General features: G+C 45.9%; 18 protein-coding genes and 2 pseudogenes. 14 read left to right on the top strand and 6 right to left on the bottom strand.

Annotated elements, in window-relative coordinates:
- Positions 1 to 34: 34 nt before the first annotated feature.
- Positions 35 to 448, bottom strand: a complete 414-nt coding sequence (locus AC0WRU_RS17825; RefSeq protein WP_025683512.1) for a DUF4183 domain-containing protein — start codon at positions 446 to 448, stop codon at positions 35 to 37.
- A 400-nt stretch (positions 449 to 848) separates the two neighbouring features.
- Between AC0WRU_RS17825 and AC0WRU_RS17820 the strand changes: the two genes are divergently transcribed.
- Positions 849 to 1505 carry a DUF4183 domain-containing protein gene (locus AC0WRU_RS17820; protein ID WP_476125779.1) on the top strand — a complete coding sequence of 219 codons (657 nt, stop codon included), beginning with the start codon at positions 849 to 851 and terminating at the stop codon, positions 1503 to 1505.
- 28 nt (positions 1506 to 1533) lie between these two features.
- On the opposite strand, the gene AC0WRU_RS17815 is transcribed toward AC0WRU_RS17820, so the two are convergent.
- Entirely contained in the window at positions 1534 to 2484 is a 951-nt protein-coding gene (locus tag AC0WRU_RS17815; protein WP_476125778.1) for an oxidoreductase, read from the bottom strand.
- Positions 2485 to 2651: 167 nt separating this feature from the next.
- On the opposite strand from AC0WRU_RS17815, the gene AC0WRU_RS17810 reads away from it, so the two are divergent.
- Positions 2652 to 3236, top strand: coding sequence for a TetR/AcrR family transcriptional regulator (locus tag AC0WRU_RS17810; protein ID WP_476128672.1), 585 nt, complete (start codon positions 2652 to 2654; stop codon positions 3234 to 3236).
- A gap of 74 nt (positions 3237 to 3310) precedes the next feature.
- The gene (locus tag AC0WRU_RS17805; RefSeq protein ID WP_025683516.1) at positions 3311 to 3892 is read left to right on the top strand and encodes an NAD(P)H-dependent oxidoreductase; all 582 of its coding nucleotides are present in this window, start codon (positions 3311 to 3313) and stop codon (positions 3890 to 3892) included.
- A gap of 4 nt (positions 3893 to 3896) precedes the next feature.
- On the opposite strand, the gene AC0WRU_RS17800 is transcribed toward AC0WRU_RS17805, so the two are convergent.
- Positions 3897 to 4853 (bottom strand): NAD-dependent epimerase/dehydratase family protein, encoded by a 957-nt coding sequence (locus AC0WRU_RS17800; protein WP_476125777.1) that lies wholly within the window; start codon positions 4851 to 4853, stop codon positions 3897 to 3899.
- 541 nt (positions 4854 to 5394) lie between these two features.
- On the opposite strand from AC0WRU_RS17800, the gene AC0WRU_RS17795 reads away from it, so the two are divergent.
- The gene (locus AC0WRU_RS17795; protein WP_476125776.1) at positions 5395 to 5958 is read left to right on the top strand and encodes a GNAT family N-acetyltransferase; all 564 of its coding nucleotides are present in this window, start codon (positions 5395 to 5397) and stop codon (positions 5956 to 5958) included.
- Positions 5959 to 6171: 213 nt separating this feature from the next.
- Here AC0WRU_RS17795 and AC0WRU_RS17790 read toward each other — a convergent pair.
- Positions 6172 to 6315 (bottom strand): annotated as a pseudogene (locus AC0WRU_RS17790) (LysE family translocator); the annotation flags it as partial.
- A gap of 362 nt (positions 6316 to 6677) precedes the next feature.
- The gene (locus tag AC0WRU_RS17785; RefSeq protein ID WP_476125775.1) at positions 6678 to 7874 is read right to left on the bottom strand and encodes a glycoside hydrolase family 5 protein; all 1197 of its coding nucleotides are present in this window, start codon (positions 7872 to 7874) and stop codon (positions 6678 to 6680) included.
- Between the two features lie 220 nt (positions 7875 to 8094).
- Between AC0WRU_RS17785 and AC0WRU_RS17780 the strand changes: the two genes are divergently transcribed.
- The 10 genes and pseudogenes from AC0WRU_RS17780 (at position 8095) to AC0WRU_RS17735 (ending at position 18751) form a co-directional block, all read left to right on the top strand.
- Positions 8095 to 9117, top strand: a complete 1023-nt coding sequence (locus tag AC0WRU_RS17780; protein ID WP_476125774.1) for a substrate-binding domain-containing protein — start codon at positions 8095 to 8097, stop codon at positions 9115 to 9117.
- 331 nt (positions 9118 to 9448) lie between these two features.
- A complete protein-coding gene (locus AC0WRU_RS17775) occupies positions 9449 to 10693 on the top strand; it encodes a PTS ascorbate transporter subunit IIC (RefSeq protein WP_476125773.1) in 1245 nt (414 codons plus the stop codon).
- Between the two features lie 74 nt (positions 10694 to 10767).
- Entirely contained in the window at positions 10768 to 11109 is a 342-nt protein-coding gene (locus AC0WRU_RS17770) for a cupin domain-containing protein (protein WP_149093768.1), read from the top strand.
- Positions 11110 to 11145: 36 nt separating this feature from the next.
- A pseudogene (locus AC0WRU_RS17765) lies at positions 11146 to 11370 on the top strand (HEAT repeat domain-containing protein); the annotation flags it as partial.
- A 214-nt stretch (positions 11371 to 11584) separates the two neighbouring features.
- Positions 11585 to 12577 carry a Gfo/Idh/MocA family protein gene (locus tag AC0WRU_RS17760; RefSeq protein WP_476125772.1) on the top strand — a complete coding sequence of 331 codons (993 nt, stop codon included), beginning with the start codon at positions 11585 to 11587 and terminating at the stop codon, positions 12575 to 12577.
- 278 nt (positions 12578 to 12855) lie between these two features.
- Entirely contained in the window at positions 12856 to 14616 is a 1761-nt protein-coding gene (locus AC0WRU_RS17755) for a cache domain-containing sensor histidine kinase (protein WP_476125771.1), read from the top strand.
- A gap of 2 nt (positions 14617 to 14618) precedes the next feature.
- The gene (locus AC0WRU_RS17750; protein ID WP_476125770.1) at positions 14619 to 15419 is read left to right on the top strand and encodes a response regulator transcription factor; all 801 of its coding nucleotides are present in this window, start codon (positions 14619 to 14621) and stop codon (positions 15417 to 15419) included.
- Between the two features lie 143 nt (positions 15420 to 15562).
- Positions 15563 to 16906, top strand: coding sequence for an extracellular solute-binding protein (locus AC0WRU_RS17745; RefSeq protein ID WP_476125769.1), 1344 nt, complete (start codon positions 15563 to 15565; stop codon positions 16904 to 16906).
- Positions 16907 to 16932: 26 nt separating this feature from the next.
- Positions 16933 to 17814: a carbohydrate ABC transporter permease gene (locus AC0WRU_RS17740; protein ID WP_476125768.1), complete on the top strand. Its 882-nt coding sequence runs from the start codon at positions 16933 to 16935 to the stop codon at positions 17812 to 17814.
- A gap of 55 nt (positions 17815 to 17869) precedes the next feature.
- Positions 17870 to 18751 carry a carbohydrate ABC transporter permease gene (locus tag AC0WRU_RS17735; RefSeq protein ID WP_476125767.1) on the top strand — a complete coding sequence of 294 codons (882 nt, stop codon included), beginning with the start codon at positions 17870 to 17872 and terminating at the stop codon, positions 18749 to 18751.
- A 935-nt stretch (positions 18752 to 19686) separates the two neighbouring features.
- Here AC0WRU_RS17735 and AC0WRU_RS17730 read toward each other — a convergent pair.
- Positions 19687 to 20046 carry a putative zinc-binding protein gene (locus AC0WRU_RS17730; RefSeq protein ID WP_476125766.1) on the bottom strand — a complete coding sequence of 120 codons (360 nt, stop codon included), beginning with the start codon at positions 20044 to 20046 and terminating at the stop codon, positions 19687 to 19689.
- Positions 20047 to 20076: the final 30 nt, after the last annotated feature.

Below are 20076 nucleotides of genomic sequence, written 5' to 3'. Positions count from 1 at the left end.
CTCAGTCCAGCTTGAATCTAAATAGTGGAATAGCTTAAGTGATAATAGTGACGGTAGGAGCAGAGATGGTAGGCTGTGTTGTGATGGTGGAGGTCGTACCGCTAAAGTCTGATATTTCTATGACAACTGGAACACCCGGTGTAATATCCACGGAGGCAATGACCAGACTTGCTGTGCTTAGAGTGAATAAGGAACTCTGCTGAATAACTCCGTTAATATAATAATTAGCAGAATCCGTAGCCGTTAATGTCGGCAAAGCAACTACTGGAGCATCAGCGTCATCTACAAAGCTTGCAGCAGGAACGGTTGTTGTTGTAGCTCCGATCATTCCGGCTGTAATCGTTGCAAAAAAACGAGTCACGGCTGGGGTAATGGTCGTGGTTACAGCACCACCGGAGGCTACGGGGGCAGTAGCTACTGCTGTATACACAGGTTTTATGATTGGCATGGGGCTCATCTCCTTTCTTGGATGGTTTGAACCATGCAATGGCTCATAATCAATAAATGAGTGTGATCCAGATTCGGAAACGGCATATTAACCTTTATGTTAATAATCAGGGTGGATGAAGGAAGCCTCATTTTACTGCAAATATAGATGGAAGCGATTCACTAATAACGGACTACTGCAAATGCCCAAAACCCTACAGGGTAATGTGCATACAATATCATAGAGATGAGAAAAGGAGGTGTAAACGGCTGGTATGGGCAAACGCGCTTCATCACGAAGAAGGCATGGAAAGCGAACCGCACTTTGCAGATTCATCAGACGTAAGAAATGTAAAACAAGTTGTAAATTCAGACGGAGAAGAAAGACGAGGTTACATTTCAAAAAACATTCGAAGCTGACTATGCATCGGCAGCATAGTAGCGTTCCTGCCAAACGGCGCAGAAGATTAAACCTGACGGGAAAGCAAGGTATGCCGGGTCCGGTAGGGCAGCAGGGTAAGTCCGGCCCGGCAGGAGGGCAAGGCGTAACCGGCTCGCCGGGTGTGCAAGGTCCACCAGGCATTCCGGGTTTGGCAGGAGCGCAGGGTGTACCCGGAGCAGCGGGAGCACCTGGAACTCCGGGCCCGGTAGGTGCAGGGATATCAGGAGCGACAGGTGCAACGGGCATACAGGGCCCGACAGGAACACAGGGAGTATCCGGCTCAACGGGAGCGCAGGGTGTAACAGGTCCTTCCGGCCCGGCATTCGACATTGCAGATATTGAAATTGTTCCTACCGCTGAACGGTATTTTTATTTTGCCCCCGATGATATTCAATCTTCGGTCACGATCAGGGTGGATCAATTCTCTGTTGATGGAGCCCAAGAGGCTTCTCCGCTATTTAATGTCGGAAGTAACAGCTATGCCAATTTGTATATTAACGGGATGATACAAGAAAGCACTCTGTATAGCCTGACGCCTTCTTCGGTGACGATTCATCTCGACGAAGGAGAAGCGATTCACTCCGGTACCCCTATCATTGTGGAAATCGTTCAATTCAGGGCGCGATACAGTGCGTAATACAGCACGCTATACGATGTACAGTTAGTCAAAACCAAAACTGGTTATATGGCGCAGGCTCTTCCATACGGACACCGAGTTGTTCGGCTGCCTGTCTGGACCAGAATGGATTACGCAGTAGTTCCCGTCCTACCGCCACCAGATCAGCCCGACCGTTACGCAAAATTTCCTCTGCCTGAATCCTGTGAGTGATCAGTCCTACGGCAGCAGTCGGAATATCAGCAGCCTGACGAATGGCCTCCGAGTACGGTACTTGATAGCCCGGATACACGCTCGGCACGTCCGGCAATACACCGCCAGTGCTGACATTGATCAAATCTACACCTTGTGCTTTCATATAGTGGGCATATTGAATGGAATCCTGTAATCCATTGCCTAGTGGGCTATATTCGTCAGCGGAAATCCTCACAAACAACGGGCCGCTCCACACCAAGCGAATCTCATCAATAATCTCCCGCAAAAATTGATAACGTCGCTCTTCCGAGCCACCGTATGCATCTTCCCGTTGATCGGTATACTTGGACAAAAAATCGTTAATCAGATATCCGTGTGCCGCATGTAGCTCAATGACGTCTATTCCAGCTTGCGAAGCCCGCTTGGCGGCTTCCTTGAAGGCAAGCACAAGGTTATGAATTTCTTCAATGGACAGCGCATGGGTCGCCCGTTCGCGGTGAGGCAAACCAGAGGCAGATACAGCTGTTTCCTGAGGAAATGAGCCTTTGCGCCCGACGTGCCAGAGCTGGAGGCCAGCTTTGTAGCCTTGATCATGGATGGCTTGTACGACTTTTTGCAGCGGGGCGATGTGCTTGTCGCTCCATAAGCTGAGGCTACCCGAATCTTTCCCCTGCGGGGTAACCGCATGTACCTCAAGCATGACCAGCCCCACCTGTCCAAGCGCCCGGGCGCCGTAATTCAGCGTATGCCAATCGGTTGCTTTTCCATCTTCTTTAGCTGAAACTGTACCCATGGGTGACATCATAATCCGTTTTTTATTTGGTTACATATCTATTTTAAATTAACCATTTCAACTTATAAAATAATGCTATTTTTGATATTAACAATGAATTTTAAGGTTGGGGTGTGGAGACAGGAAGAGCTGCATAAATATTATTTGCAATTTAGTTAGTTATCACTTACTATATGTTTATGAACAAGAAAACACATGTAGATAGCAAGAAGAAGGATATTATGCAAGCAGCTATGCGCTTATTTGCGACCAAGGGCATCGATGGCATTTCTGTCAAAGAAATCGGGGAGGCTGCCGGTGTGACAGATGCCGCGATTTATAAGCATTTTAAGAGTAAAGATGCGATGGCCTTGGAAGTATTCGGGCAGTATTGCAACAGCTACACTACGTTGATTGACTTCTATTGCAAGCAGAGCGGGAGCTTCATTAGCCGTTTTCATCAATTGGTGGACGAGGTGCTTGTGATGCACGATGAAGATCAGTATGGTCTGCTTCTGTTATCACAGCATCATGAGCTATATGTGGAGGCAAGCCAAAGCTCGAATGTCCGGGAGCCGCTAGAGGCGTTAGTCGAATTTATTGAGCAGGGGATTCGGCACGGAGAACTGCCCAAGCAGGATGCCCAGCTATCCGGTACGCTCATTATTGGAGCCATTACACGCTTGTCCGTGTCCAGTCTGGAGGGTGAATTACCCAAGCAGCTTATTCCGTTTGCAACGGAGGTCAAGGAACGTTTAACCGCTTTATTAAGTCAAGGTCAGTAGTGACCTTTTCTTTTTAAATATAAAGTTAGTGTTTTCTAACTAAAAATAAAATATGAGGGTAGGAAGTGGCTCGAATGTCTAAAAAGATATTGGTTATTCAGGGAAATCCGGTCGTTGGCAGTTATGGAGAAGCGCTGGCTCAATCCTATGTAAAAGGAGCGGAGGCTGCGGGGGCTGAGGTGCGTTTATTGCAGTTATCCGCGTTGGACTTTAATCCTAATCTGTTAGGTGGATATCGCAATAAATTGCCGCTGGAACCGGACTTAATCAAGGCTCAGGAATCCATTAAGTGGGCGGAGCATCTGGTTTTCGTTTTTCCGATCTGGTGGGGGAGCTTGCCTGCATTAATGAAGGGTTTCATTGACCGTACCATTATGCCGGGATTTGCGTTTAAGTATCAAAAAGGGAAATCCATGCCTGACAAGCTCTTAAAAGGCAGAACGGCCCGCCTCATTACTACGATGGACGGACCGGGCTGGTATTACCGATTTTTCCAGGGACAGCCTGGGCATCGGATGATGAAGGATTCCACGCTGCATTTATGCGGTGTCAAACCGGTGCGTTCTACTACAATTGCTCTCATGAATAAATTATCAGATCAGCAGCGCAACGATTGGCTGAGCAAGGTCGAGCAGCTAGGACGAAGCATGAGTTAAGTTTTCATGATGAAGGGATCAGCTTCTGATTTTTGAACTGGGCGAACAGATCGAGAAATACGGTTTCGCTGTCGGCAACTTCGTGAAAACCAAATTGTTTTATTTTTGTCGTATCAGTGATCACATCATATTCACTTCCCCATATTAAATCGCCAAATGGCCAAGCGGCTACTTTTTCATAAGGGGTAGGCTGTAGATCATATTTTTGTACCATAGCATCCCAGGTTTCCTTTTGCAGTGGCATCATGTCAGATAATGAAATGGTTTGCACAGGGGCAGTATCCATTCCGAAACATTCGGCAAATTTGGGCCATATATGTTCCCATCTGAAGACATCCCCAATCAGCATGGCGAGGTTCATCGGATTCCCTATGGACAATCCAGCGACCACATCAGGTCTGAGTATCGTCCAAGACCATCCTTTTCCTTGTTGGTGCGTTCGCAAGAAATCTTCTTGATTATAGTAAAAGTTTGGAGGAAGGTGACGAGGATCACTTTCCTTGGCCGGGGTTTTAAACTTCCCCAGATGAGAACCGTACACCTTGGCTCCTTGCATCAAAATAACTCTTTGCAGAGAACCGGATTTTTCTTCCACGGCTTTTACAACATGCTCTAGCATACTTGTATTTACTTCTATTAGTTCTTTGGAGAGAGCCGGAAAGTTCTGATAGGCTGCATAAAAGATATGAGTTACCTCTGGTATCTCCCTTAATTTTTCCTGAATGTCTACCTCATTTAACAGATCCATACTGACATATCGTTCTGGATGCTGGGCTGGAATCGTTCTGGCAATCCCGATGGCGTCCCAATCCTCCAATTGACTGATATGCTCCAAAATATAACTCCCAATAATCCCAGTCGCTCCTACGACAAGTGCTACTTTTTTGGACAGGATACATGCTCCTTTCTGGATTTCAAACGACGCAGGTTTTCTGTTTCTTCGAGTTCTTATCTTTAACATCCCCATGCCAGCTCCATAGTGTGACGATGAGGCCAAGCAGTGTAACCACAGCGGCTACCTAGGGAAGAGATTGAAGCCCCAATGGACTTTCCAGTACTATCCCGCCAAGCCATGCACCCATCGCACCTCCGAGGTTAAAAGCACCGATATTGAGTGCGGACGCCAGATTGGGAGCAAATTTGGCTTTGTCCAGCACACGCATCTGAAATCCGGGCACGGTGCCAAATGCGGCAAATCCCCAGACAAAAATCGTAATGACGGTTGCCAGGGGCTATGGCTTGTAAATGTAAAGAGTCCCAGTTGTCCAAAGAAAATAAAGTATTGGACTCGTTACGTCCCATAAGCTACTATGAAAGAACGAATTAAACTTTCATACACTGTGGTGCAACGTAGGATGCATGAATGGCTAACGGGCAGTTTAGTGCGAACTTGTTCAGGAAGGAAAACACAGACCCGATCTGGAATTTATTTAAATATTATCTTAGGAGGACTAGGCTTATCTCCTTATAACCAATGTATACAAAACTAGGTGGGTGTTCATATGGAAGATGTGTTCAATGCGCTACCAGTCTTAGAGAGCAATCGACTTAAACTAAGAAAGATAACATTAGAAGATGCAGAGGATATGTATTATTACTGTTCTAATGAGGAAGTACCGAAGTACGCATCTTGGAATCCTTACAAAACAATCACAGAAACAAAAGAGGCGATTGAGCGAGTACTTATCCAGTGGAATAATAAGAGCTTGGTTCATTGGGGTATTGAATATAAAGAAAATAGTAGGTTGATTGGTACAATAGAGTTCGCCACATGGGATAGACAGCATAAAATTGCCGAAATTGGATATGCCTTATCACCGGATTATTGGGGAAAGGGTATCGCAACGGAAGCCGTAAGAAAAGTTATTAAATTCGGTTTTACCAATATGGACTTGGTTCGTATTCAAGCAAAATGCTATTTAGAAAATATCGGTTCTGCACGAGTTATGGAAAAGGCGGAAATGTCATTAGAAGGAATTATTAGAAAGGGGCTCTTCATAAAAGGGAGACATCAGGATTTAAAAATGTACTCCATACTAAAGGATGAGTTTCAATCTATATGCTGAACTAAATTTAGTTTGATACACCCATAAGAACAAGCCAGTCGATCCAACTAACGGGACACGATAGTTCAATGAAACAGCGACAGTCTAGGACTTTATTTTCTTGTCCTTGGATGTCGCTGTTTCAATTTCTAGGATCAGTCTAGTACTTATTATATGGAGTCTGTCGGCTTGGCGATTCGAAAAGCCGCGTGGAATAAAGACATCCAGTCTAATAATGATACCGAAAACAGAATACACACCGGATTTTCTCCCCTGTGCAATGCTTTCCCCAATTATATACATTGTGTCTGCACCAGGAATTAGATTTAGGAGGATTCCAGTAAGCAAAAATACTTCATAATTTATGATTCCAAACATTTTGTGAGCACCACCTCTTCATTATGAAATACATTAAAAAACCGCTTTTCACCCCTCCATAGGTCTGGCATGACCTGATTCCTGAAGGAGGGAAAGCGGCTTTTACAATGAGTATACTACGTAGTTACTCAAAAATTCACGATAATCAGCAAAAAACATGGGCAGTCTGCCAGAAAGCTACACACTCAGCGGCGTAATGGTCTCCAGTAAGTGCTACGGCCAGAAACATCAGCACCGAATCCAATCCTAAATATGTGGTCATTCGTTAACACATGCTTCCGAAATCGTACTGATTTCGACCTCCTGTGTCAAATGCCCAAAGGATGGGCCGTTGTCATACACCCGCGGAGCAGGCGACAGGCTTATTCGGCTGCTGCTTTCGCTTGCTCCGCTGCTACGAAGGTTACAGGCTTCATAATCCGGCTCAGCATATCCTGCTTCGGACGATTCCAGGTAACCCAGTCATCCAGCAGCAGACCGCCTGTGTCGCCGCTATTCGGATTCAGGGACCAGTACGTAAAGTACAGGTTGTTGGCACGAATATAGTCTACGAGTGCATTTTGCCATTTCCCCTCAGTAGTAGACAAATCAACATTGCGACCGCCGAATTCACCGACCAGCACCGGAGCTATGTTTTGCTTGCTGATGTAGCCCCAGGTTTGATCCCAGATCGCTGGCAGGTTGGAAGGGAAGGCCGGGTCGTTGAACCATGGCTGTGGAGACACACCAGGGCCGTAATCATGTGGAGAATATACGACACGGTTTGGTACGTCCAGAACGACAGGATAGTTGGCTACACCTGTCAGGTTGCCACCCCACCAGTATTGGCTATTGTTGCCTTGTACATTGTGGTCCACACCTTCTACGAGAATCAGCCAATTCGGATTCACGGACAGAATGGCATTCCCTGCACGTTGTGCCGCCAGACGCCAGTCTGTGGAGACATTGCCTGTACCCCAGCTTGCCTGACCGTGTGGCTCGTTGTGCAAATCCGCGCCAATGACGGTAGGGTTGTTTTTATATCGTTCAGCTAACATTTTCCAGTCACTAATCCAGCGAGTCTCAGGGTACTGGGACGTGTACCACAGCTCGGATTGTCCACCTGAGCCTGGACGGTGACGGTCAAGGATAATCTGAATACCGCGTTGTCCAGCTTTTTCGATCAGCTTGTCCATAATTTGAATCGGAGTTAATCCGACCAGATCAGGATTTTTGGAATAATCAATACTGTCCGGACGGGAACTGGAATCGAACAACTGGTTGCTGTAAGGCAGACGGATGAGATTGTAGCCTTCTTTCTTCACCTGATCCAGCACGTCGTCCATTGAGCGGCTCCACAGTCCATGCAAGGTGTAATTAGGGGTTTCCAGACCGAACCAGTTCAGGCCGTTAAATGCCGCCTCTTTCCCGGATTCGTCTACAATCTTGTTTCCTTGGGTGTGATAATATCCTTTCACACTGGCTGCATCTGCCGAAGCGGGAGTATAGCCATACAGTGTGAAGCCCATTACGAGGGAGGCAATGACGAAAAATGTTTTTTTCAACCCTTTTTTCTTCATGTTTTTTGCTTCCTCCTTTATTTGAATATATTTGTAACCGATTACAATTTTATTTTATGTTCAAATCTTCCATCAAACAAGTTCATAAAATTCGTATATTTCTAAGATTTCTGTACAAGAAGGTATATAATAAAGTGAAATACACTTTACATACAGGTTGCAGAATATATATATTTGAAATCAACACGCCTGACATGCAGAAAAAGAAAGGAGGGTAACCATGGTAACAACGATGAAGGAAGTTGCAGAACGTGCAGGGGTGTCGAAGAGTACAGTTTCGCAGTTTCTGCATAAGAGATACAACTATATGAGTGAAAACACCAAGAAGAAGATCGAGCAAGCGATTGAGGATCTCAGTTATATACCCAATGAGGTGGCACGTAGTCTCAAGCAGAAGAAGACCTTCATTGTGGGTGTTATTTCTTCAACCATTTTATCGAGATTTACAACAGAAGTCGTGCGTGCAATTGAGGATGAATGCCAACTGGAAAATGTCCAGGTCATTGTCTGCAATACCGATGATGATTCGCTCAAAGAGAAAAAGTATGTCCAGTCGATGATTGCTCGGCAAGTGGATGGACTTATCATTTTCCCGACGGAAGAGAACAAGAAATTATATGTTTCCCTTGTCAAGAATGGCTATCCTTTCGTGTTTGTGGACCGAAAAATTGATGAAATCAGCGTAGACACGGTGCTGCTAAATAATGAAAAGGCCAGCGAGCTTGCGGTTGAAGCACTCATTGAGCATGGTCATAACAACATTGGCATTATCACGTTCCCCTTAGGCAAAAAAGCGATCACCACACGAAGTGAGCGGCTGTCAGGTTATCGAAATACGTTGGGCAAACATGATATACCAGTGAATGAAAACTATATCAAAAGCGGCAGGTTGGATGAAATGCCCAATCTTATTGGACAACTATTCCGCATGAAAAATCCGCCCACCGCAATCATCGCTACGAATGACATGATTTTGGAGCAGGTATTGATTTATGCAAAAAATAACCATCTGACTATACCTAATGACTTTTCCTTGATTGGTATAGATGATGTATCCTTTGCGTCTTTTTATAATCCGCCGATCACAACCGTTTCCCAGCCGAGCTTTGAAATGGGGAAAAGAAGTGCGAGGCTGCTGCTGGAGAAAATTGATCAAAAAGAACAGGATCATGAGGAGCTGTCAGAAATCATCCGATTGAATCCGGTCATTAACCACAGAGAATCTGTCCAAAAATTGAACTGAATGATTTGAATAAGTCTTTTTCATCTTTTTGAAAACGTTTTTATAAATTCTATTGTAAAAAGAAAATAAAGAGCTATAATGATCTTATGATTCGAGTCATGAATACCCTTTCATTTATGTATGTTCCTGATTTTAGTGATGATTTGCGATTTAAGAATAGAGGAGGAATGAAGCTTAAACGAATAATGTATGGAGCGAGTTGTGATTTAATTCACAAAAAGGAATTCTGCTTCTTTTTACATTCCCGGAAGGGAAATTTTTTTCGAGTATTACTAAATCGATTTAGTAAGAATGGAAAATAAATAAAAGAAAGTCGGAGATTACTATGGAAATGTTTATGAGTATTATCAGGGAGCCATCCATCATAATCGCGATTGTGACATTACTCGGCCTTATATTCCAGAGGAAGAAAGTATCAGAAATCATTACGGGAACTACTCTTTCTTTCATGGGCTTCACCATGATCAAGGTCGGCGGTGGAATTTTAGGTGGCGTTCTCACTAACTTCAGCCGAATTTTTTCTTATGCGTTCAACCTTAAAGGTGTCGTACCAAGCAATGAAGCCATTATGGCACTGACCATTGATCAGATCGGGGCGGATGCTGCGCTCATTCTGCTCTTCTCCATGATCCTTAACATCGTGCTTGCACGCCTGACCAAGTTCAAGTACATTTATTTGTCTCTTCACTTGATTTTGTTCATGAGCTTTGCCGCTACAGCCGTTATGAAAGGTCTGGGTCTCAGTTCGCTGACTACGATCATCGTCGGTTCTTTGGTAATCGGGAGCTATATGGCGGTGTTTCCTTACCTGCTCCGGAATGCCAGCAAAAACATTATTAAATCGGATGAATATACGATTGCTCACGCTTCCATGACTTCTTACATTCTAGGTACCTATTTAGGGAAAGTTTTCGGCAACCGTGAAAACGACACCGAAAATGTAAAAATTAATGACCGCATCAGTTTTTTGCGCGACCCCAATGTTGCAACGACCTTGACGATGCTTGTGCTTTTGCTGGTATCCGGACTGGTTGCTGGCTCTGATTATGTCAGCAAATTATCGGATGGCAAAGAATATATCGTCTTCATCCTCGAACAGTCAGCTATTTTTGCTGCCGGCTTGTATATCGCAAAAGCAGGTGTTAAGCTGTTCACAACTGAAATTGTACCCGCTTTCAAAGGGTTCTCCCAAGTGTTCGCACCTGGAGCAATCCCTGGTGTGGATGTTCTGGTACTGTTCGACAAATCACCCAATTCCGCGTTGGTAGGCTTCTTGGTCAGCTTCTTCACAGGCGTTGCCTGCGTCTTTCTTTTCCCGCTTGTCGGATTGCCTGTCATTGTGCCGGGGATCATGGCCTGCTTCCTCGCTGGTGGTGCAGCCGCGATATTCGGCAATTCCAGCGGTGGTTTCAGAGGGGCTGTCATTTCCAGTTGTCTTAATGGATTTTTGCTCTGTCTGCTGCCGGCCCTCACTTTGCCGCTCTTTTCTTTTTTGGGTGCCGAAGGGGTAACGTTCGCCGATCCCGACTTTACTACCCTTTCCGGAGTACTTTGGCTTATTTTCCGCTGGTTTTAAACTAAATCGATTTATGAAGTTTTTAAAAATAACTCATCTCAAAAATTTGTGTTCTAAATGAGGAGGAATTATCCATGTTTTTTAACGACCAAGATATTCAAATTGATATCGTTGACAGTAATACCACCCGGAAAGTGCTGGCCCACAGCGACCAACTTATGTATGTCAAAGTGATGTTTGCTAAAGCCCAAACAGGGGAGATCCCGTTGCATAAGCATGTCCATGAACAAGTCACTTATGTAATAAAGGGAAGTTTTAAGTTCATGATCGATAATGGCGAAACAAAGGAAGTCCAGACCGTCAAAGAAGGAGACAGCATCCATTTTCCATCCGATACTCTTCATGGCTGTATCCCACTGGAGGACGGCGGTATTCTGCTAGATGCATTTACACCAGCACGTGCAGATTTTCTGTAAATTCCCTGGAGGGGTTTACGGATTTCAACGGATGAGGAGAATGTACAGCCGCCTGTGCGCAAAGAGGGTGAGCTTGTTAAGGGCCTGACGAAGATTCTGGTGTGGATTAAAAAAAGCCAGCCAGCCGACCATACCTATAACGATTTTCGCGAGAAGCTGCACAAGATGAGAGTCGATATTTATGACGTCTATGAAGGCGACAAGGGTGCTGAGTTTGATCAGTGGCTGGAGCAAAAATGGGCTTCGTTATCCACAAGATAATGTTTGAACCCTGTTATTGAATGTATTTTTAAGGATTGTTACTGGTGATGCAGACAAAGCCTTAACAAGGATAAGGGATTATCTTTGTTAAGGTTTTTTTTATCTTGTTCCCCTTTAAAACCATGTCCTTCATCTTTATGCCGCTGTATATATACTTCGGCAATATGGTACGATGGGATCGGATTATTTTAGTGTACACATGGGAGGGATCAACATGAGCAAGGCGAGGCTGTGTTTTATCGGGGCTGGCTTTCACGCTTCAACGAATATATATCCTGCTGTCATTGGGGCAGGTGCTGAAATCCAAGCGATTGCGACTAGAGATCTAAGCAGATCGAAGACAGCGCTCCAGAGGTTTGGAAGCAGTGGCACACCTTATGACAATTACAAGGCTATGCTGGAGCAGGAAGACTGTGATGGAGTTGTCGTGATTGCACAAGCGGCAGATCATCCTTCGCTCGTACTGGACTGCATTAAGGCTGGAAAACATGTCTTTGTAGACAAGCCACTGGGCTGGAATGCGGAGGAAGCGGCCCAAATTGCAGATGCGGCGGAAGCGGCGGGTGTTGTACTGATGGTCGGTTTCATGAAGCGCTACGCACCTGTATACTTAAAATTAAAAGAATTGATTGAGGGTGGCTCGCTTGGAGCCGCACGCTCATTTCAGGCGAAATTTCTCGTGGACAGTACCCTGTTTTGTAAAACCGGCGAAGATTTCATGAAGCTGGCGGCGATTCATATGGTCGATCTGGTACGTTATTTGTTCGGGGAAGTGGCGCAGGTTACCGGATTTGCGAACGATAACGGTGAGTGTATTTCCCATACGATTGCCCTAAAATTTGAAAATGGTGTAGTGGGCAGCCTATACTTCGCAGGTATGACAGCATGGACACGCGAGAGTGAAGGCATCACGGTAACCTTTGATCACGGTTTTGCGAACGCGGATGAGGTGAATACACTGATCATTCACAAGTCGGAGAGTCATACAGAGCTTCCTTGGAAATCCCTTGCGGAAAACGATACGGTTCTGACACCGTCAGCCTCCGCGATGTCGGGCGGATACCGTGATTTGTACTTGCGCGGTTTTGTTGGTGAAATCGCACATTTTATGAACTGCTGCCAAGAAGGACGGACGCCTGATTCAAGTGGACGGGATAACGTGAAAACGATGGAGCTGTGCGACCGCATTTTGGCTACGCTCCAATAGGATACCTATTTTATATACAAGCTTCGGAGCCTGGACGGTACCTTAGTTTGGGTGATTTGAAAGAAGCTTCGGTTTAACTGTCAGTAGATGGCTCCTGCATTTGTCGGGAGTCATTTTTTTCGTTTACCCTACGACCTTTCTATTTCATAGCATTCCTGTCCATTTTGATTAATCTCTGCTGATAATACGCCAACAAAGACGAACGATGCGATAGAATAGGAAAAGAGAAAGCGTTATCATCACCCATTTTTCTACGATGGTCCAGGGGGAGAAGGCATATGCGTTCAAGGTTCCAACCATTAAACACGTTGCGTAATCAGATTTTTATCGGCTTTATATTGGTAATGCTCATTATGATGAGTGTGGCGGGGGCGTTCATTTATCTCAATGTGTCTCACCTGTTAAAAGACAGTGCCGAGCGACATATTGGTCAGACTGCGGTACAAGCAAGCGGTAGGCTGGATGCATTAATCGGCCAGATGGACAGCTTGACGGAGCAGGTCGCGAATCACCCGTCTGTTCAGCATATTTTGCTGGAGGAGCGCAATGGGGGCAAGGTGAATTTCGGACAGCGTCAATCACTACTGCAAGTGATGCATAGCTATCAGGCATATATGCCGAGTGTCGGCTCGCTGGAGCTGTATACCGCCGAAGGGAAGATGTTGTTTCCGATTAGAGAGGGTAGTCTGGACGAACGTATCGGACAGGCAGACATCCGGGAAGCGAATCAGATGAAAGGAAGACTGGTCTGGATCGGCATTGATCCCGAGAACCAACGGTCGCTGCTGGCGATTCGGCAGGTGAGCCTGGTAGACCGCTGGTTTTCACGTGGAGGATATCTGATTACCCGTATGGAGCGAAGTTATTTTGGACTGAATGGTACGTCAGCGGTCAATGAAGAAGCGGATGAAACCATGCTGCTTGTAGATCGTCAAGGCCAACTGCTGTCGGGTAAACCTATGAACCAGACGGATTTGTCAGGTGTACTGCATAGCAAGACACAGACGGTTCATATTGGGGAGCGGGAATATGTAAAGGCAGTTCAGCAGTCGGAGCGGACGGGCTGGTCGCTGCTGATCCTGATTCCGGTTAGCGTCGTCACAGACGGAATAACGGTTTTACGGACTACACTTATCATTTCCGCGTCTCTTGGTGCCGTGCTATTCCTGTTCATGTCCTTTATACTGTCTACGTTAATTACAAGACCGATAGGTCACTTGATTCAGGCGATGCGCCGTTCACGGGAAGGGGCATTGGCCCTGAATCCAGAACCGGCAGCAGCCGTCGAACTGCGAGAATTGAACGCAGAGTACAACACGATGATTGTCGATATCAATGAATTGATCCGCGTTATTTGCGAGAAGGAGGTTTTACAAAGCCAGACCGAGCTTAAAGCACTGCAGGCGCAGATCAATCCGCATTTTCTTTTTAATACGCTGGATGCTTTTAACTGGTCGCTACAGGAGAAGGGAGAGGAGGAGCTTGCCGGGCTGATGGTGTCCATGTCGCGGCTGTTTCGTTATGTTATCGAACCGGCTCACCATGACTCTTGGGTGACACTCGGGGAAGAAATGGCACAAATCCGGCGTTATCTGGAACTGATGGAGATGCGTCTGGGTGAACGTCTGAGCTGGCAAATTCATATGCCTTCGGAGGCAGCCCAAATTCCGCTTCCTAAGCTGCTGATCCAGCCTATTCTAGAGAATGCCATTTTGCATGGTGTCGAAAATCGCATCGGCAACGGCCGTGTTGAAATCCGTGTCACTCCATCGGCCAGACCGGGTTGGACCAAGATCGCGGTCACAGATAACGGACCTGGAATGACACCGGAGGAACTTGCGGCTGTGCGGGCAGCGCTGACGGAGGGATCAGCCTGCCAGAGCAAGGGGACCGGTATGGGACTGGTTAATGTGCAGCGCAGGCTTGCTCTCTATTATGACAACGAATCTTATCCAACGGACGGTGTGCTGATACATAGTGCTGAGCAGGAAGGAACTGTGGTCGCTTTTGAAATTCCTGATGAATATGGAGGGCGGTAGGAATGAGTGCTTCATCCAAAACCATTGTCATTGTAGACGATGAACAGCGAACACGTCAGGGGATATACCAGACACTGGAGCAATGGGCTGCCGGGAAATACCGGATTATGACATCGGGTAATGGTCTGGAAGCATTAAATATACTGCGAGCGGAGACGGTTCATCTGCTGATTACGGATGTCCGGTTGCCGGAATTCAGTGGGCTGGATTTAATCCGCTCTCTGGAACGGGATTCACGACGGCCAGCGATCATTGTCATCTCGGGCTATGCGGAGTTTGATTATGTCCAGCAGGCTCTTCGTCTGGGAGCCGTCAATTATTTGCTCAAACCGATTGATAAGCAGGAGCTGCTGAATGCGGTAAATGAAGCGCTTCGGCTGGAAGAGGAGCGGCAGCGGTACGAGAAGCTGGACAAGCTGGCTGACCCTGTTCTGCTGGAGCTTGATCTCCAGGCGGCTACTCTTAGTGATCCGGTACGATATGCCTTCACCTATATGGCGGAGCATCTTCACGAATCCATTACGATGGCGCAGACTGCCGCGCATTCACACCTGAATGCGAGCTATTTTAGTGTTTTGTTCAAGGAGCAAAGTGGTTTGTCCTTCAGCGAATATCTGCACCGGCTGCGGATACAACGGGCCAAGGAGCTGCTGCTGCATACCCAGTTGACAATTGCCCAAATCGGCGAGCGTTCAGGCTACCGGACAGATAAATATTTTATTAAAGTATTCAAAGCGACCGAAGGAGTAAGTCCCAGCCGCTACAGACAGCAGATGCGTAAAGGGTCGGAGGACATCCACTGACAGCATAGCATAGGCAGCCCACAACCCAATAAAAGTGGAATTATACCCAATGAGCGTACCCTGTTGGAAGCAGGGATGGAGTGCTAAACTTACAAATGATATCGGTTACAAAAAATATAATTACAACAAACGGAGGTCTAACGATGTCCAACGAGTATGGTTTGTGTAAGCGCTCACAGCGAAAATGGTTTGCTGGGTTGACCCTGCTGCTGTCATTCATGCTGGTGCTATCCGGTTGCGGTGTTGATAAGGATGGCCAAGGGGGTTCCGATGGAGAAGGGGGAAAGATTACGCTCAAAATGATGCACCTGTGGCCAGAGGGAAGCTCAGCACAGCAGAGCAGGCTTGTGACCCAGATTATAGATCAATACCAAAAGGATCATCCGAATGTTGTCATTCAGCAGGAAGTGCTGGAAAACGAACAATACAAAAACAAACTCAAAGTGCTGTCAGCTTCCAATGAATTGCCGGATATCGGCATCACCTGGGCAGCAGGCTTTATGGAGCCTTACGTTAAAGGTGGATTATTTACGCCGATGGATGACCTGTTGAATGGTTCCAAGCTGAAGGAGAAATTCGTACCGGGAACGACCGAAGCCTATGCACTGAATGGAAAAACGTATGCGCTTCCGATCGAATTGAACATTTCACCGATTTACTACAACAAAGCCATATTCCAAAAATATAATTTGAAGGTACCTGCGACATTTGACGAGTTTAAGCAGGTTGTAAAAATACTTGCGGATCATGGAGTTGCACCGATTGCACTGGGCAATAAGGACCGCTGGACCGGCTCGCTCTGGTATATGTATCTGGCGGACCGCATAGCGGGTAACGATACGCTGAAAAAAGCGATTGACGGCTCAGGCTCGTTCGATGACCCTGGTTTAATTCAGGCGGCCTCCGAAATCCAGACGCTCGTGGATATGAATGCCTTTAACAAAGGATTTAACGGCTTGTCCAATGATGAAGGGAAATCCGAGTTTATGAACGACAAAGCGGCTATGTATTTGATGGGTACTTGGGAATTGCCCAATTTTACGACCAATCCCGCCATCCCGCAAGCATTTAAAGATCAAATTGGCTTCTTTAAATTTCCGATGGTTGCAGGCGGCAAGGGCAACGTGAACAGTTGGGTAGGAGGTCCGGGGGTAGGCTTATTCGTCTCGGAAAATTCCAAGGTGAAAGAAGAGGCCAAAGCGTTCGTTGAATACTTTGTAGTCAAATGGGGAGAGCAATCGGTCACACAGGCGGGCGTTATTCCGGCGACGAAGGTGGACACCTCCAAAGGAAGCTTGCCTAAGCTGTATGTTGATTTGCTAAATGAGCTGAATCAAGCCAGCAGCATTACATTGTTCGCCGATGTACAGATGAAGCCGAATGCGGCGCAGGTGCATTTGAATATGATTCAGGCGTTGTTTGGTAAAGCGGTGACACCACAACAATTTGCCGACCAGCATAAGGCTGCCATCGAGAAAAGAAATTGAAATTGACCACCTAAGGAGGTTCGGCCGTGGAAAAGGTCATGTCCAATAAGCTTGTCATTGCTCTGTATGTATTGCCTTCTCTGCTGCTGTCATTCGCCGTGATATATGTGCCCATAGTACTGACCGGCTATTACGGCCTGAATCAGTGGAATGGAATCGGCCCTATGACTTTCGTGGGGCTGGATAATTATCAACATTTGTTCACAGACAAAGCGTTCTGGCAAAGTGCCTGGCATTCGCTGCTTTTGGCCTTGTTTTCAGGTATCAGTCTGATCGGTTATCTGGTCATTGCGATGATTTTGTCAGGAAAAATCAAGGGGGCGAATCTGCTGCGGAAAATTTATCTGATTCCCATGCTGCTGTCTTCTGTAGCGATCGCACAGCTGTGGCTCAAAATATATCATCCAACGAACGGAGTGCTCAATTCCTTACTGGTGTCGGTCGGAGTTCACAACCCGCCTGAATGGTTAGCTAATCCGTCTCTGGTGCTGGTTGCCTTGTTCATCCCGATTATTTGGCAATATGCAGGCTTTTATATTCTGATCTATTATGCCGGGCTGAAAAACATTCCCGAAACGCTGGTGGAGGCTGCCCGGATCGACGGCGCCAGTGCCTGGCAAATTGCGACTCGTATCAAATTGCCCCTGCTGCGCGAGGTGATTAACGTCACGATCATATTGTCCATTGTCGGCTCGCTCAAATATTTTGACCTCATCTACGTCATGACGGATGGTGGACCGAACGGAGCCAGTGAAGTGATGGCTTCTTACATGTACCACCAGGCATTCCGCAGCTTTGATTTCGGATACGGCAGCGCTACAGCCTTTGCCCTGCTGCTCATCTGTCTGATCGCTACGTGGCTGATCCGCAAGGTTACGGCTTCGAGTGACACCATCCAGTATTCATAATACAGTCATGCAAACAGATGAGGGTAACAAAGGACAGGAAGAGGGAGGAACGGATATGAAAACCCAGGCAGCCGCCAGCTATCCGCTTGGAGTCGCTACCCGCGGCAGAATGTTAACTCGGGTCGGTTATGCCGCTTTGTATACACTTTTGATCATCTTGGCGGTGACGCAGCTTTTACCGCTGGTGTGGCTGATGCTTTTCTCACTTAAAAATAATCAGGAAGTGTTTAACCTTCCGCCGTTTGCACTCCCGTCCCAGCCGCATTGGGAGAACTATATGAATGTGTGGACCAGCGGCAACATCGGGCGGTATTTTTTCAATAGTGTGTGGATTACGGTCATATCCGTGGCGTTGACGGTGCTGCTAGCCAGCTTTGTAACGTTTGCTATCACACGTATGCGGTGGAAAGGAAGTCAGCTGGTTCTCGGACTCTTTATGGTCGGACTGATGATTCCGGTCCATTCCACCTTGATTCCGTTGTTCAGTATGTTTCTCAAACTGCATTTAACAGACACTTCACTCTCCATCATCCTGTCGTATGTTGCTTTTAATCTGCCGACAACGATGATGATCTTGCTGGGCTTCTATTACGCCTTGCCCCGTGAAGTGGAAGAAGCGGCCGTTATGGACGGCTGCTCCGTCAACCGGATGTTCTTCCGGATCGTGCTGCCCATGACAACCCCCGTCATGGCAACGACATCTATTATTAACATGATCTATAACTGGAATGAGTTTATTTTCGTCAATACGTTCATCAGCTCGGACGAAAACAAAACACTGACCGTAGGCGTCCAGAACTTTATTGGACAATATACGACCGACTGGGGAGCGATCGGAGCTACATTGATGATCAGCATTTTGCCCATTTTGCTCGTGTTCCTCATCATGAGCGACCGGATTGTTGAAGGGATCGCAGCCGGGTCGGTTAAGGGGTAAAATAAATTCCTCTGATTGGAAGAGCACCCCCTAGTGTAGACATTGGATCAAACCTCTTGGTTTGTCCGATGAATGCTAGGGGGTGCTTTTTTATGCGAGTCTAGTTTGAGTTGATGGGAAATACATGTGTTAAAAGACATGATTGCTACAACTAGAATGTTGTTGCTCATGGACCTTAGTAAAAAATAAATGGTGAGCAAACAAAAAGGATATAAGACAATGTTAATTTTGAATTGATCCATTCGAGTGAATAGATGCTCATCTTCTGGTAAATTTGTAGCTTGTTGTTCACTGGCTAGTTCTAATTGATAAAATCGCTGGAGTAATATTTCAAAATAAAGTGGTGGTCAAATGAACGGGGGGTTGTACCTTTAAATAGTAAGAACATTGTGAATTACTTACCAGACTTGTATGATTGGAGTCTTACTGAAACCGCAAAAGAGCAACATACTTGCCGACCCATAAACGAACTACCTCCATATAACAATTATAAAAAAAATGTGCTGGAGAGGCTTGAGAGTGGGCTATTAGAGCTCCAAATTCTTTAGGATTTTTATATCCAATGATTAAACTGGGAGTAAAAAAATACTGGATAGAAAAAGGATGTAGTGAAACCCAGTATTGTCAACATTAGACCATGCGGGTAATCCTAAAAAGGAATGTTCCATAAAGTCCCTCCTTGAAGTGTTTTGTCTATGTATTATGATATGAAGTAAAGTCGACAAAATAATCATATCAAAAAGATGTTTTGCTGTATAAAAATAATACTGGTGGCCCTTAAAGATGTGTTAGGAGCCACCAGTAAAAACTAATTTACGATATTGTTACATAATGAGAGCCAGCTATACTTTTACTGTATACTGTCCCAACCCCATGAAGGAATTAAAATAAAGGTGAGCCAATCTTTCGATACACACCTTTATTTTGATTAAGAATTATTGTCCAATTAGTTCTAAGATTTGTGTATAAGCATTCCTATAATGATTGGGGCTAGGATCTTCTCCTATTACTTTGGGTACGTCAAAGTCAGACAGCGTGAAATGGTGTTTGGGTTGAACTTCATGTCTTGCTAAGCAACTCTTGCAACAGGACAAGGGACAACCATCAATTGCAATGATGTCACGTCCCGATTTTGCTGTTCTGACAAGTGGTTTGACATCACCACCAACACCAGCAATGCAGGACATTTCAGCGACTTTTTCTCGATCCATTTTTATAGCGATCATGTTAGCGGTTTGTGCTGCGGAGGAACATCCAGAGCATGAATAAACAAGAGGTAAATCAGTTCTTTTCATCTTTGTACACTTCCCTGTTTTTTTCTTTGT

This window comes from Paenibacillus sp. 1-8 (assembly GCF_056316205.1).
The sequence above is the reverse complement of the archived record's forward strand: the minus strand, read 5'-3'. Positions and strand labels throughout refer to the sequence as shown.

What these genes read in the sequence shown, in the direction of transcription:
- AC0WRU_RS17825 (WP_025683512.1), bottom strand. Translation starts at nt 448, where the DNA reads ATGCCAATCATAAAACCTGTGTATACAGCAGTAGCTACTGCCCCCGTA.
- AC0WRU_RS17820 (WP_476125779.1), top strand. Translation starts at nt 849, where the DNA reads ATGCATCGGCAGCATAGTAGCGTTCCTGCCAAACGGCGCAGAAGATTA.
- AC0WRU_RS17815 (WP_476125778.1), bottom strand. Translation starts at nt 2,484, where the DNA reads ATGATGTCACCCATGGGTACAGTTTCAGCTAAAGAAGATGGAAAAGCA.
- AC0WRU_RS17810 (WP_476128672.1), top strand. Translation starts at nt 2,652, where the DNA reads ATGAACAAGAAAACACATGTAGATAGCAAGAAGAAGGATATTATGCAA.
- AC0WRU_RS17805 (WP_025683516.1), top strand. Translation starts at nt 3,311, where the DNA reads ATGTCTAAAAAGATATTGGTTATTCAGGGAAATCCGGTCGTTGGCAGT.
- AC0WRU_RS17800 (WP_476125777.1), bottom strand. Translation starts at nt 4,853, where the DNA reads ATGTTAAAGATAAGAACTCGAAGAAACAGAAAACCTGCGTCGTTTGAA.
- AC0WRU_RS17795 (WP_476125776.1), top strand. Translation starts at nt 5,395, where the DNA reads ATGGAAGATGTGTTCAATGCGCTACCAGTCTTAGAGAGCAATCGACTT.
- AC0WRU_RS17785 (WP_476125775.1), bottom strand. Translation starts at nt 7,874, where the DNA reads ATGAAGAAAAAAGGGTTGAAAAAAACATTTTTCGTCATTGCCTCCCTC.
- AC0WRU_RS17780 (WP_476125774.1), top strand. Translation starts at nt 8,095, where the DNA reads ATGGTAACAACGATGAAGGAAGTTGCAGAACGTGCAGGGGTGTCGAAG.
- AC0WRU_RS17775 (WP_476125773.1), top strand. Translation starts at nt 9,449, where the DNA reads ATGTTTATGAGTATTATCAGGGAGCCATCCATCATAATCGCGATTGTG.
- AC0WRU_RS17770 (WP_149093768.1), top strand. Translation starts at nt 10,768, where the DNA reads ATGTTTTTTAACGACCAAGATATTCAAATTGATATCGTTGACAGTAAT.
- AC0WRU_RS17760 (WP_476125772.1), top strand. Translation starts at nt 11,585, where the DNA reads ATGAGCAAGGCGAGGCTGTGTTTTATCGGGGCTGGCTTTCACGCTTCA.
- AC0WRU_RS17755 (WP_476125771.1), top strand. Translation starts at nt 12,856, where the DNA reads ATGCGTTCAAGGTTCCAACCATTAAACACGTTGCGTAATCAGATTTTT.
- AC0WRU_RS17750 (WP_476125770.1), top strand. Translation starts at nt 14,619, where the DNA reads ATGAGTGCTTCATCCAAAACCATTGTCATTGTAGACGATGAACAGCGA.
- AC0WRU_RS17745 (WP_476125769.1), top strand. Translation starts at nt 15,563, where the DNA reads ATGTCCAACGAGTATGGTTTGTGTAAGCGCTCACAGCGAAAATGGTTT.
- AC0WRU_RS17735 (WP_476125767.1), top strand. Translation starts at nt 17,870, where the DNA reads ATGAAAACCCAGGCAGCCGCCAGCTATCCGCTTGGAGTCGCTACCCGC.
- AC0WRU_RS17730 (WP_476125766.1), bottom strand. Translation starts at nt 20,046, where the DNA reads ATGAAAAGAACTGATTTACCTCTTGTTTATTCATGCTCTGGATGTTCC.